Origin of the sequence: Jeotgalibaca arthritidis, assembly GCF_011100465.1 — a bacterium.
Lineage (GTDB): Bacteria > Bacillota > Bacilli > Lactobacillales > Aerococcaceae > Jeotgalibaca > Jeotgalibaca arthritidis.
Genome location: NZ_CP049740.1, coordinates 2,265,810 through 2,278,681 on the forward strand (window position 1 = coordinate 2,265,810; position 12,872 = coordinate 2,278,681).

The window sequence follows — 12,872 nt, forward strand, 5'->3', positions numbered from 1 at the left end:
ATTAATAATCTCCTCCGTTTAATAATTCAAAATGATATGATACAGCAGATAAAGCGTAAAGAGGTGCCGTTTCCGTTCTCAAGATTCGTGGTCCTAATGCACAGGTTAAGAAACCATCATCCTTGAAGGACGTGATTTCATTCTCTGACAAACCACCTTCTGGTCCAAAGACTATTAATAATTTGTCACCTCTCTGAAGGTTTTGTAAGGTTTTAGCCAGAACAGCCTGCTCACCTTGCTTAGCATCTTCTTCATAAGCAACTAGCTTAACTGAATATTTTTGTGATAAAGCTAATAGTTCCTTTAGGGTAACCGCTTGATGGACTGTTGGCACAAGTTGGCGATGAGATTGCTCCGCCGCTTCTTGGACAATTTTTTGGAATCGTTGCGTCTTTTTCTTTTTCTTGCTCTCATCCCATTTTACAACAGAATAATCAGAAGCAAAAGGAATGATTCGATTTACACCTAATTCTGTTGCTTTTTGAGCAATTAAATCAAGTTTATCCCCTTTTGGAAGTCCGCAAACAATGGTCACATCAATCGGTAGTTCATTATTTTTGTCTTCATTCGCTACCCAAGCCAACTGAACTTCTTTATCATCTGTAAAAGTAATAATTTCAGCAATGCAACTCTTTCCGTTTGGATCTGATAAGAACACTTTGGTTTCTGGTTTAAACCGCATCACATTTTTCATATGATGATAATGGTCCCCACTTAGGAAGATGGGATGGTTAGAAAAGTCTTCGAGACTTTCAGCAATCATATATCGTTGCACGACTAGTCCTCTACCTCCTTTTTACAAATGATACAGTACCAGTCTTTTGAATTTTTAATTTCTTCGATAACAAAACCTTGTTCAATTAGAGCATGAAGAACATCATCCTTTTTAGAGTTGATGATTCCTGATAGAATAAACGTTCCATTGTCTTTTAAATTATTCCAAGCATCTGTAATCATTAAGAGAAGAATTTCAGCTAATATATTTGCGACAATAATATCTGCCTTAGCATCTTTAATCCCTTCTAACAAACTATTTTTAGCAATGCTAATTGAATCGCTAAACCCATTTAGCTCAACATTCTTTTTGGTTTGTTGAATAGCAACTGGATCAATATCATAAGCATATGTTTCGCCTGCGCCTAAGTATTTTGCTGCAATACTTAAAACACCTGATCCTGTTCCAACATCAAGAACTTTCTCATCACCTCTGATGACAGTCTCAAGAGCTTCGAGTGATAATCTGGTTGTTGGATGAGTTCCTGTACCAAATGCCATACCTGGATCCATTAACAAACGTTTCTCGTCAGCCTGTTGTGGCGTATAATCTTCCCAAAATGGGACAATCGTTAAGTAACGGGTAATTCGAATCGGGTGGTAAAATTGTTTCCATGAATTTTCCCAATCTTCTTCTTTGACGTCATTAACAATTAGTTGGTATTTACCAAGATCGAGATCAATCTTTGCCATAGCGGCCATTTTTTGTTTAATAAGTGTAATCGTTTCTAAAAAAGCATCCGTATCAGGATAATAGGCTTTTACAAATACATCTTGATCACTTGCTGGTATATCTTTATCATCTTTTAGTTGGCCAAAGCCATCGTCCTGCAAATTAATAAAATCTAGTTCATCTTCAATAACGGTACCTTGAGCACCAGCTTCAATAAATAAGTTAGCTGTTGCATCAGCAGCCTCAGTTGTTGTCACAATGACGACTTCATTCCACTTCATTTTCATCCACCACTTTTTCTGTAATATCAGATGGATAAGAATAAATAACATAATCGAATCGATTCAAATCCTTCATTGTTTTAATTGTACTCAAGTAATTGTCATTATGCCACTTCATTTCAAATAAAACTGTCTGATTATCATGTATAAATTCATTTAAATCACTAATAGCCTGTACTACGGATAGTCGAAGCGTCTTACAAAGCGCTTGGATGGTGCCGCCATATAGGCCATCTTCCTTGTCAAAGGGAATAGAAAGCAAATAATTATCATTTTTAATTTCAGCTAAACGACTATCAAATAACAATATCGTTTCTTCAAAAACAAATTGATCATGGCTGTTGACTGTTCCATATTGATCGCTGACTCTTTCATCAAGTGGCATTGCAACTGGAATCATCACCACAATCTCAATCATATGTTTTTGTTTGAACCATTCTACCCGCCATTCACACGGCATATTCATGTCTTCAAGTGTTTCTTTGATTTTATTAATAATATTCTTTTGCATCTCCATAACCTCCTTTTTATAACCAACCTTGGTCCGTAGCCACGCTACCTTTTCGTTTCGAAACATAGGGATTTCCTTCCACAATAAATCTTAATGCTTTTTCGGTCCATTCCCCTTTATTAGGAATGCCTATTCGAGGTGTCGCGATAATCTGTTTTGCTTGTTTTTCTATATTTTCGTCAATAAATAATTGACTACCCAAAATACTTTTTCCATAATAGGCCATATCAATTCCCATAGCCTTTGTTAAATTTCCTGGACCATTCGTTAGATTATGTCCATGCCTTATACGAGCTCTTTCCATCTCATATATCCCCTCATAAGGCTCGATAGCACGAATAAGAATCCCCTCAGGTGTACCTATTGGTTGAGTGATAATGTTTAATAGGACATGGGTATGCATGATATGAGTATAAATGCTGCCAGCTTCTTGAAACATAATCTCCGTACGCTTCGTTCGTAGCCCTCCGTAACTATGAGCAGCCTTATCACTTACTCCTAAATAGGCTTCTGTTTCAACAATAAAACCTGAACGACGAATACCGTCTTTTTCATGGACAAGCAGTTTTCCTAATAACGATTGAGCAATTTGCTCTGTTGAATAGTTTGATTGTAACAATTCTTTTAACATCATTCATCCCTTACTATCTTTGTAATAACTAAAAATAGTTTACCAAATTTTCCAACAAAGCACTAACAATCTCATTTTGAGATGCTCAAATCTATAATTATATTTTAATGAAAGTTTTATTTCGCTCATAGCATCTCCTCACTTCTATTGTCACAATGCATTTTATTTGATATAATTGTAAGGAAGAAAATTTATTGAAAATGACAAATGATTTATATCATTATCTTGAAAAAAATGATTGAAGAACGAGGTGTGATGGATGACTGATAAAAACTTAACAACAAAAGATATTTTACAAAAAGAATTCAAAACTTCCATGAGAGGATACAATGCTGGTGAAGTGGATGAATTTTTAGATATGATTATCCGCGACTATGAATCTTATCAAAAAGATTTAGCTTTCTTGCAAAGTGAAAATGAGCGTCTACGTAGTCGTGTTGATGAATTAACAAAACAAGCTGCATTAGGCAAACGTAGCCAATCAAGCTCTAGCCCTGCTAGCGGTGTAACAAACTTTGATATTTTGAAACGTTTATCTAATTTAGAAAAACATGTCTTTGGATCTAAATTAGAAGATCATCAAGATGACGATTTATTATTAAACGATTGATTTTTCTAAAAATTAACGTATAATTAACCGTTGCTTGAAACTCTGTAAATTCTGGGTAATCGCGGTTTTTAAATAAACTGAGGAAAGTCCATGCTCACACAAGCTGTGATGCTTGTAGTGTTCGTGCTTAGCGAAACAATAAGCTAAGGCAATTTTTAATTGACGGCAGACAAAAAGGCTAAGGATTTTATCTATGCCTGAGTAATCTTGAAAGTGCCACAGTGACGAAGTATTGAAGGAAACTTTAATAGTGGAACGGGTAAACCCCTCGAGTGAGCAACCCAAACATTGGTAGGGGCACTCTCTTTAGTAGGAATCGAACGAAAAAGAGAGGCAGTAATGCAGATAGATGATTACCTCAGCAAAAAAGACCTGACTTTTTTGCGAGACAAAACATGGCTTATAGGAATTTACAGAATCAGGTTTTATGTTTGCGACATATTAAAATCGCACATGATGTTCAGAATTCAATTCGGGGCGGGACTGGTGTCCTGCCCTTTTCTACTGTTTATACCTTGTGTTATGAAAGGACGTTACTATGAAAAAAAATTACCAATTGGTTGCAACCGCAGCTAGTGGCATTGAAGCACTTGTTGGAAACGAATTAAAAGACTTGGGCTACACTGTTCAAGTTGAGAATGGAAAAGCATTTTTCCAAGGTGGAAACGCCGATATCGTTAAAACCAACTTATGGTTGCGCACTGCTGACCGCGTTAAGATTGTTTTTGGAACATTCAATGCGAAAACATTCGATGATCTTTTCGAACAAACAAAAGCGTTACCCTGGGAAGATATTTTACCGATGGATGCTGCTTTCCCTGTTTCTGGAAAGTCTCATAAATCAACCTTATACAGTGTGCCAGATTGCCAGGCTATTGTTAAAAAAGCAATTGTTAATCGCCTATCTGACTTCTACCACCGCCGTAACCGTCTACCGGAAACAGGTGCTGAGTATCCTATTGAAGTAGCGATTTTAAAAGACGAAGTATCGATTACGATTGATACAACGGGATCAAGTTTATTTAAACGTGGTTACCGTACTGAAAAAGGTGGCGCGCCAATGAAGGAAAATATGGCGGCTGCTCTTGTCAAACTGACAAATTGGTATCCGGATAAACCATTCTACGATCCAACATGTGGTTCTGGAACAATCGTGATTGAAGCAGCAATGATTGGCTTAAATATTGCACCTGGCTTAAACCGCGAGTTTATGGCAGAAAAATGGAATATTTTCCAAGATAATGAATGGCAAACATACCGCAATGAGGCTAAATTAGCTGCAGATTACTCCAAAGAATTAGACATTGAAGGTTCTGATATTGATGGTCGTATGATTGAGATAGCTAAACGAAATGCTGAAAAAGCTGGTGTTGAAGATTTTGTTAGCTTCAAACAAATGCAATTAAAAGATTTTACAACAGAAAAAGAATACGGTGTGATTGTTTCTAACCCGCCTTATGGTGAACGTATGGATGATCAAGAATCAGTTGAACGCCTGTATAAAGAAATGGGAGATGTGTTCCGTCCACTAGAAACATGGAGCAAATACATCATTACCAGTGATTTATTATTCGAAGAATTCTATGGTCAAAGAGCTACTAAGAAGAGAAAACTTTACAATGGCCGTTTAAGAACAGATTACTTCCAATATTGGGGCAAACGTGCACCACGTAAGCCACGTGATGTGGAATCTAACTAAATCCTTGAATGAAGAAAATCCCCAACCCTTTCTAGATTGAAAGGGTTGGGGATTTTCTCATTGTAAAAAGCACAGTGAACAAATGCCCTATAATTTAAGCGCCACACAATCAATGAAGAATCCATATTTTTTTATTCTTAAACGTCCCTTAATAAATTTAAGATATAATCAATACATCTTAAATTGGAGGAAATGTATGATGGATCTTGAAATGTATTACAATAATTTAACAGTTCGACTTTTTGTTTTAATTACTTTAAATATTATTTTAAGTAGCTTCTATTTGAAGTATCTCAGTCATTCAAACCGTTGTTTATTTCTTAAACAAGAACAAGGTATTTATTTATTACATATAACATATTGGGTTTTATTTATTGGAGGTTTTTTTGTAAAAAGTTTACCACCCAATTCCAGTAGTGTTATTGCGTACTTTGCTACTGAATTCATAATACTAGCAATTATTTTGATTAGTTATACTTTTTTACTATGGAAATTATTCAACAAAAGAAGATTTGATTATAGTATATTCTTTCTCACCTTACCTCTAATGATGTTATTTCTTTTTGCTCTAGGTATTGTTTAGGATTATTCACTTTCCTAAACTAATGTGGATAGCTAATGAGACTCTCTACCCACCTAAAATTTCAGCAAAATGTACGATACAGCCTTTTTTTTAAAGCTGTATCGTACACGAGCACACAAAAAACTGCCGGACTTCAAGTTCCGGCAGTTTTTATTTAGAATAAAGGGCTTGTTTAGCTAATTCGTGCGCCCCTCTATTTTCTTTTTCACTAATCCATTTTAAATGAAAATTTGAAAACTGTTGAAGAAGAGTGAATAGATCTTCTAGCAAATCTTTATATTTATCGTTAGATGTATAGTGCTTATCAATAGCATCAACTAACATCTTACTATCCGAGTGGCAAAGAATCAGTTGTTCAGTTAATTCGTTTTCAATCAGCAGTTCTAAACTCTTTATTAGAGCAAGATATTCTGCTTGATGATTATCAACATAATTGGCTAGTTTCTGACCAATTTGTGTTTGCCTACCATTATTGATTAATAAAATACCAATTGATGAACATTGCTTTTTAGGATTGGAGCCACCATCAATAAATAATCGTATCACTTCAGTGACCACCTCTTATCTTAATCGTCAATGCCATTGATTACTCTCACTTGGGTTGCTTGCGGACCTCTGGAGCCTTCTACTATAGTAAGAGACACCTCTTGACCTTCCTTTAATGTCTTAAAGCCATCATGATCAATGCCAGTAAAATGAACAAAAATATCACCTTTGTCATCAGCCAAATCGATGAACCCGTAACCTTTTTCATTATCAAACCATTTCACAACTCCATAAGCCATTGTAACATCCCCCTTTTCAATGAGAAAACCTTCAGCAATTCTGCTTATGAATTAATTATAAGCGTCATTGTAACCGCCGTCAACAATGCCAACTTTCTCTAGACACTTCCTAGTTGATTTAAACCTTCTTCAGCTAATTGAATGGCATCTCTTTCACTCGTGTTATAACCCAACATACTTTCAATCCAAGCATTTGGTGATGAAAAAGCTTGATTTTCAAAAGGATAATAGTAAGACAGGTGTAAAAATAAATTAGCTTCTAAAAATGATGCTGACTCTAAATCAATGTCTGTTTGAATTAATTCGATACAGTCTTGATAAAATGAAGTCTTTTCAATCGGTTTTAACTGCTCTATAGGATACGTCTCTATAAAAGATTCTTTCCTAATGGTTAGTGACCCTTCAAAAGATTGCTTAATCAATAACTGACAAATGTCAGTTTTAAATAAAGGATGGACCTTTTCAGATAACAATAATTGCTCGGCTATAGGAATAAGTGGTAACAACGGTAATTTCTCTAATTTTCTGAGTATTGAAAATTGCTTGTAAAGCGGTAAAATTTCAAACGACTTAAACTCAGCTACAATCGCTGCTATCTCTCTCTGTTTGTTCTCTTCCTCTTTCTTTTCAATCACTTGTAATTGATAATCCAAAATATCAAATAAATGCTGATGATCACTGGAACGTGAACCTTCAATCATCCGTTGTTTAATTTGTTGCTTCGCTTGGTCAAAATGGCCAGCTTTAACAAGTAAGCTGACAAAGAGCATATCTTCTTCAGCTAGAGCATGGGAATCATACAAATAAGCTTTATAGTTTTTAAACAAATCAATGGCCTTTTGATAGTCGGTTTGCTCTTCTAGCAAGCTAATAACAAAGTTAAATAGCTCATTGTCTATCTGGATTGATAAGGCTTTTTCAGCATAGTCAATAGTTGCTGTTAGATCTGCACCTTCAAATGCTAAAAAAGCTTGCTGAACATAGGAATCAAAATTTCTTGGAAATTGAATCAAATCTGACATGGCTATCCTCCTTTTTTTGTTATATAGCTATACAATAACAAAAAAAGCTCGCCGACTACAAGGTAGCCAGCAAACTTTTAATATTTTCTAAATCGTTCTTGTCGTTGTTCAACGATGGTTTCTTTGTCCCATTGCTTCATTTCTCGAAGAGCTGCAGCAACTTCACCACGCATTTTCAACAAGACTTCATCTTTTTTGAGTTTAACTTTACGTCGTGTTTCTGGAATGATTTTGTCAATGACTTCCAGTTCAAGAAGGTCTGTTGGCGTTAACTTCATAATTTCAGCAGCTTCTTTACTACGAGAAGAATCTTTCCATAAAATAGACGCAAACCCTTCTGGAGATAAGACGGAATACATAGCATTTTCCATCATCCATACCTTATTCCCCATAGCGAGCGCCAAAGCACCACCACTTCCTCCCTCTCCAATAAAGATTGAGAGAATCGGAACCGTTAGTTGAGACATCACTAATAAACTTTCAGCGATTGCTTCGCCAATTCCTCTGTCTTCGGACTCAACGTCACAAAAAGCACCAGATGTATTAATAAACGTCACAATCGGCCGATTAAATTTCTCAGCCTGCTTCATTAAGCGGATTGCCTTACGATAACCTTCAGAGTGTGGCGAACCAAAGTTACGGTAAACATTTTCTTTGATATCGCGACCTTTTTGAGTACCAATAACGGTAACAGCTGATCCATCTAAGAGACCAACCCCTCCAATAATAGCAGGATCATCACCAAATCGACGATCGCCATGCATTTCAAAGAAGTTATCAAATAGTTGTTCCGCAAACTCTTTGGTTGTTAAGCGCTCCACACTTCGGGCGTTTTTTACAATTTCATTTGCTTCAGTCATGTTGTACCCTCATTTCTTCGTTACTGTGAATGGCTAATAAAAAGCCAAGCTCTGAACGGAGTTCTTTTCGAGGAACAATATGGTCGATAAAGCCTTTTTCTAAGACATGCTCTGCTGTCTGGAAACCTTCTGGCAGAGATGCTTTGATTGTTTGCTCAATCACACGTTTACCAGCGAAACCAACTGTTGCTCCAGGTTCAGCTAAAATAATATCACCTTGTTGAGCAAAACTTGCGGTTACACCACCCGTTGTTGGATCCGTTAAGACTGTTATATACAACAAGCCTGCTTTACTATGATTTGCTACAGCTGTGCTGACTTTCGCCATCTGCATCAAGGATAGAATCCCTTCCTGCATACGGGCACCACCAGATGCTGTGAAGACAATAATCGGTAATTGAGAGTCTAATGCGCGTTCAAAAGCGCGCGTTAATTTCTCACCGACGTTCTTACCCATACTCCCCATAAAGAAGTTGGAGTCCATCACACATAAAACCGTTGATTGTCCTTTAATAACAGCTCGACCCGTCACAACTGCTTCGTCGATTTGAGCTTTTTCTTTTGTCGCCTTAATTTTATCTTCATAACCAGGAAAGTCTAGAGGGTTTTCAACTGGCATCACTGCGTCCCATTCTTCAAATGAGCCATCATCTACAATCAGTTGAATCCTTTCTTCAGATGAAATTCTAAAGTTATACTGGCAATGAGGACAAATTTTTTCTGTTCCTAAGTCCTTGCTGTAAATGGTTTTTTTACAATTTGGACATTTTTCCCAGAGACCTTCCGGCACGACCGGCTTTTGAACCTCCTCTTGAAGAGTGGCTGGTTCTAAAGATATGTATGGACGTTTTCGAAATAGTTTCATTTCCTCACCTCTTGCCTCTTAAATTATCTTCTCAATTGGATTAATCATGTTGAGAAGGTTGCCAATGTTGTAAAAAGGATGCTTGTAAATAATCGGTATCAAAATCACCTGAAACAAAACGCTCATCCTCCAAAATTGCTTCTTGGAAATATTGATTGGTTTCAACACCATGGATGACTAGCTCTTGTAGCGCACGTTTCATTTTTGCAATGGCTTCTTCACGATTTTCACCTTTTGTTACGATTTTGGCAATCATTGAATCGTAGAACGGAGGAATCTGATAACCACCGTACATCGCACTTTCTACCCTTAAGCCGTTTCCACCACTTGGTAAAAAGAGATAATCGATTGTACCAGATGATGGACGGAATCCTTCAGCTGGATTTTCTGCATTAATTCGGCATTCGATGGTATGTCCTGTCAACGTCACATCTTCTTGTTGGATCGCCATTGGTAAGCCACTTGCGATTCGAAGTTGTTCTTTGACAATATCAATCCCTGTTGCCATTTCTGTTACAGGGTGCTCTACTTGAATACGGGTATTCATTTCCATAAAGTAGAATTTTTCATCTGTATCGACTAAAAACTCAATCGTTCCAGCATTAACGTAACCCACATGTTGAGCAGCTCGAACAGCCGTTTCGCCCATTTCTTGACGTGTTTGGTCAGAAATATAAGTGGACGGTGACTCCTCAAGAACCTTTTGGTGATTACGTTGTAATGAACAATCACGTTCACCTAAGTGAATAACGTTACCATGCTCATCTGCTAAAATTTGAACTTCAATATGGCGAGCAGGAGTGATAATTTTTTCAATATACATCCGGTCGTCACCAAAAGCTGCTTTAGCCTCTGCTTTAGCTTGAGAAAAGAGCGCTTGAAGTTCTGCTTCAGCCATAACCTTACGCATACCCTTACCACCACCACCAGCTGCAGCTTTTAGAATAACAGGATAACCTAATTCTTTGGCTTTTTCAGCAGCTTGTTGATGTGTTTCAATGTAGTCTTTACTACCTGGAATAACAGGTACCGAAGCTTCAATCATGGCATTTCGTGCGTTTGATTTGTTTCCCATTAAATCAATCGTCTCTGCTTTAGGTCCGATAAATTTAATATTCATTTCTTCACACATTGTTGCAAAAATACTATTTTCGGATAAGAAACCAAATCCTGGATGGATGGCTTGTGCGCCCGTGACAACAGCAGCACTTAAGATGCTGGTCATATTCAAGTAAGAGTCACTTGCTCGAGCAGGACCAATACAGATGGCCTCTGTTGCGAGTTGGGTATGCAATGCCTCACGGTCTGCCTCAGAGTAGACAGCAACCGTCTGGATTTCCATTTCGTGGCACGCTCGAATAATTCGAACGGCGATTTCCCCCCGATTAGCTATCAATACTTTTTTTAGCATGGTTTATCTCCCAATAATAAATGTCATTTCAACTTCACAAACTTTTTTATCGCCAACAAATGCTTGGCCATAACCAATACCAGCGTATTTTTTAAGTTTAACGATGTCAACTTGTAAACGCAACACATCACCAGGAACTACTTTTTGGCGGAATTTAACTTTGTTTAATCCACCTAAGTAAGCTGTTTGTCCTTCAAATTCATCCAATTTCAACAATGGAATTGATCCCGCTTGTGCCAAAGCTTCAACAATTAAAACACCTGGCATAACTGGCTCGCCTGGGAAATGTCCTTGGAAGAATGGTTCGTTGATTGTTACGTTTTTATAACAAACGATATGCTCTCCAGGTGTTAATTCTTCAACTTTATCGATAAAAAAGATCGGGTAACGGTTAGGAATGATATCCATAACTTCTTGTGCACTTAATAAGCTCATTTATAATTCTCCTCTTCTTAGACAATACGGAATAATGGTTGGTTGTATTCAACAATTGATTCGTTTTCTACAAGAATTTCAACCACTTTACCAGTGTATTCTGATTTAATTTCGTTCATAATTTTCATTGCTTCAACTAAGCAGACAACTTGGCCTTCACTCACTTGATCTCCCTCAGAAACATATGCATCTGACTCAGGATTTGCTTGTAAGTATACGACACCTACGATTGGAGAAGTAATCACTTTTCCTTCTTTAGCTGCAACAACTGTTGATTCTGTATTGACAACAACCGTTTCTTGTTTAGGAGCAACTTGCTCTGTAGCAGTTGTTTCTACTTTTGTTTCAATGACTGCTTCTTTAGAAAATGAAGGTGTTGTATTTTTTGATAAGCGTAGCGCTGTACCGTCTTGAACATATTCAAATTCTGTTAAAGATGAGTCATCAATTAAGGAAACAAGCTCTTTAATATTTTCGAATTCCACTACGCTTCCTCCCATTTCTTAAAGCATAAAACGGCATTGTGACCGCCGAAACCAAGTGAGTTATTTAAGGCATAACGTACTTCTTTCGCGCGTCCTGTATTAGCAATATAGTCTAAGTCACAATTTTCATCTTGTTCTTTCAAGCCAATAGTTGGTGGTAGGAAATCATCTTGGATTGCTTTAACACAAACAACAGATTCGATTCCGCCAGCTGCACCTAATAAGTGACCTGTCATGCTTTTCGAGCTTGAGATAGCAACTTTAGCAGCAGCTTCTTCACCTAAAGCATATTTAATTGCTTTTGTTTCAGATGAATCATTTGCCGGTGTGCTTGTTCCATGAGCATTGATATAATCAATATCCATAGCTGTAATACCAGCATCTTCAATTGCCATTTTCATTGCTGTTCCTGCACCACTACCATCAACAGATGGAGCTGTCATATGATAAGCATCTGAGTTGCTACCATAACCAACAACCTCTGCCAAAATAGTTGCGCCACGTTTTTGAGCATGTTCTAAACTTTCTAGAAGAAGAACTCCTGCTCCTTCACCCATAACAAAGCCATTACGCTCTTTGTCAAATGGAATTGATGCGCGGTCTGGATCAGTACTTTCAGATAAAGCTGTTAGAGCAGCAAATCCTGCAATACCAATTTCACAAATCGTTCCTTCTGATCCACCTGCTAAGATAAGATCCGAGTAACCGTGTTTAATGTTGCGGTAAGCTTCACCAATTGAGTTTGTTGCTGATGCACACGCTGTAACGATATCTAAGCTGATTCCTTTAGCGCCTACTTTAATTGATGTATTACCAGCAGCCATGTTACCAATTGTCATTGGTACGAACATTGGTGGTACACGTTTTGGTCCCTTGTTATGCATTTTAATAATGCCTGATTCCATCTCATTTAATCCGCCGATACCAGATCCAATAATAACACCAAAACGATTAGCATCGATTTCTTCAACATTCAACTTTGCATCTTCTACTGCTTGAACAGCAGCTGCAACGGCATATTGTGAGTATAGATCCATACGTTTGAATTCTTTACGGTCCATATATAATTTAGGATCGAAATCTTTCACTTCAGCTGCTACAGAAATCCCTGTTTCTGATGCATCAAATCTTGTAATTGGTGCGATACCATTTTTACCATTCTTAATACCATCCCAGAATGCTTCTACCGTATTTCCTAATGGCGTAATTGCGCCCATACCTGTAATTACTACGCGATTCATATGCTT

General features: G+C 37.3%; 15 protein-coding genes and 1 other RNA gene. 3 read left to right on the forward strand and 13 right to left on the reverse strand.

Annotated features, from left to right (window positions below; translation table 11 throughout):
• Position 1: 1 nt before the first annotated feature.
• The 4 genes from G7057_RS11300 to G7057_RS11315 are packed head-to-tail and all read right to left on the reverse strand — an operon-like array spanning position 2 to position 2,870.
• Complete coding sequence (locus tag G7057_RS11300) at positions 2–775, reverse strand: 16S rRNA (uracil(1498)-N(3))-methyltransferase (protein ID WP_166163822.1); 774 nt, start codon at positions 773–775, stop codon at positions 2–4.
• Between the two features lie 2 nt (positions 776–777).
• On the reverse strand, positions 778–1,728 hold the full coding sequence (gene prmA / locus G7057_RS11305; protein WP_166163824.1) for a 50S ribosomal protein L11 methyltransferase: 951 nt from the start codon (positions 1,726–1,728) through the stop codon (positions 778–780).
• Positions 1,715–2,239 (reverse strand): DUF3013 family protein, encoded by a 525-nt coding sequence (locus tag G7057_RS11310; protein ID WP_166163825.1) that lies wholly within the window; start codon positions 2,237–2,239, stop codon positions 1,715–1,717. Before G7057_RS11310 ends, prmA begins: the two co-directional genes overlap by 14 nt.
• A gap of 16 nt (positions 2,240–2,255) precedes the next feature.
• Positions 2,256–2,870: a DNA-3-methyladenine glycosylase gene (locus tag G7057_RS11315; RefSeq protein WP_166163827.1), complete on the reverse strand. Its 615-nt coding sequence runs from the start codon at positions 2,868–2,870 to the stop codon at positions 2,256–2,258.
• A gap of 259 nt (positions 2,871–3,129) precedes the next feature.
• On the opposite strand from G7057_RS11315, the gene gpsB reads away from it, so the two are divergent.
• The 3 genes from gpsB to G7057_RS11330 all read left to right on the forward strand — a co-directional run bounded on the left by gpsB (position 3,130) and on the right by G7057_RS11330 (position 5,179).
• Positions 3,130–3,480, forward strand: a complete 351-nt coding sequence (gpsB, locus tag G7057_RS11320; RefSeq protein WP_166163828.1) for a cell division regulator GpsB — start codon at positions 3,130–3,132, stop codon at positions 3,478–3,480.
• Between the two features lie 47 nt (positions 3,481–3,527).
• Positions 3,528–3,888: RNase P RNA component class B (gene rnpB, locus G7057_RS11325), an RNA gene on the forward strand.
• A 130-nt stretch (positions 3,889–4,018) separates the two neighbouring features.
• Entirely contained in the window at positions 4,019–5,179 is a 1,161-nt protein-coding gene (locus G7057_RS11330) for a THUMP domain-containing class I SAM-dependent RNA methyltransferase (protein WP_166163830.1), read from the forward strand.
• Between the two features lie 733 nt (positions 5,180–5,912).
• Here G7057_RS11330 and G7057_RS11335 read toward each other — a convergent pair.
• The 9 genes from G7057_RS11335 to fabF form a co-directional block, all read right to left on the reverse strand.
• Positions 5,913–6,308: a ribonuclease HI family protein gene (locus G7057_RS11335; RefSeq protein WP_166163832.1), complete on the reverse strand. Its 396-nt coding sequence runs from the start codon at positions 6,306–6,308 to the stop codon at positions 5,913–5,915.
• 20 nt (positions 6,309–6,328) lie between these two features.
• The gene (locus G7057_RS11340; protein ID WP_076765932.1) at positions 6,329–6,547 is read right to left on the reverse strand and encodes a cold-shock protein; all 219 of its coding nucleotides are present in this window, start codon (positions 6,545–6,547) and stop codon (positions 6,329–6,331) included.
• A gap of 98 nt (positions 6,548–6,645) precedes the next feature.
• A complete protein-coding gene (locus G7057_RS11345; protein WP_166163834.1) occupies positions 6,646–7,569 on the reverse strand; it encodes a hypothetical protein in 924 nt (307 codons plus the stop codon).
• Between the two features lie 77 nt (positions 7,570–7,646).
• On the reverse strand, positions 7,647–8,429 hold the full coding sequence (gene accA, locus G7057_RS11350) for an acetyl-CoA carboxylase carboxyl transferase subunit alpha (RefSeq protein ID WP_166163836.1): 783 nt from the start codon (positions 8,427–8,429) through the stop codon (positions 7,647–7,649).
• Complete coding sequence (accD, locus tag G7057_RS11355; protein WP_166163838.1) at positions 8,422–9,294, reverse strand: acetyl-CoA carboxylase, carboxyltransferase subunit beta; 873 nt, start codon at positions 9,292–9,294, stop codon at positions 8,422–8,424. Before accD ends, accA begins: the two co-directional genes overlap by 8 nt.
• Before the next feature lie 40 nt (positions 9,295–9,334).
• Positions 9,335–10,705: an acetyl-CoA carboxylase biotin carboxylase subunit gene (locus tag G7057_RS11360; RefSeq protein WP_166163839.1), complete on the reverse strand. Its 1,371-nt coding sequence runs from the start codon at positions 10,703–10,705 to the stop codon at positions 9,335–9,337.
• Between the two features lie 3 nt (positions 10,706–10,708).
• A complete protein-coding gene (gene fabZ, locus G7057_RS11365) occupies positions 10,709–11,140 on the reverse strand; it encodes a 3-hydroxyacyl-ACP dehydratase FabZ (protein ID WP_076765923.1) in 432 nt (143 codons plus the stop codon).
• A gap of 17 nt (positions 11,141–11,157) precedes the next feature.
• Positions 11,158–11,625, reverse strand: coding sequence for an acetyl-CoA carboxylase biotin carboxyl carrier protein (gene accB, locus G7057_RS11370; protein WP_166163841.1), 468 nt, complete (start codon positions 11,623–11,625; stop codon positions 11,158–11,160).
• Positions 11,625–12,866 carry a beta-ketoacyl-ACP synthase II gene (gene fabF, locus G7057_RS11375; protein WP_166163842.1) on the reverse strand — a complete coding sequence of 414 codons (1,242 nt, stop codon included), beginning with the start codon at positions 12,864–12,866 and terminating at the stop codon, positions 11,625–11,627. The genes accB and fabF overlap by 1 nt, the downstream gene beginning before the upstream one ends.
• Between the last annotated feature and the right edge of the window lie 6 nt (positions 12,867–12,872).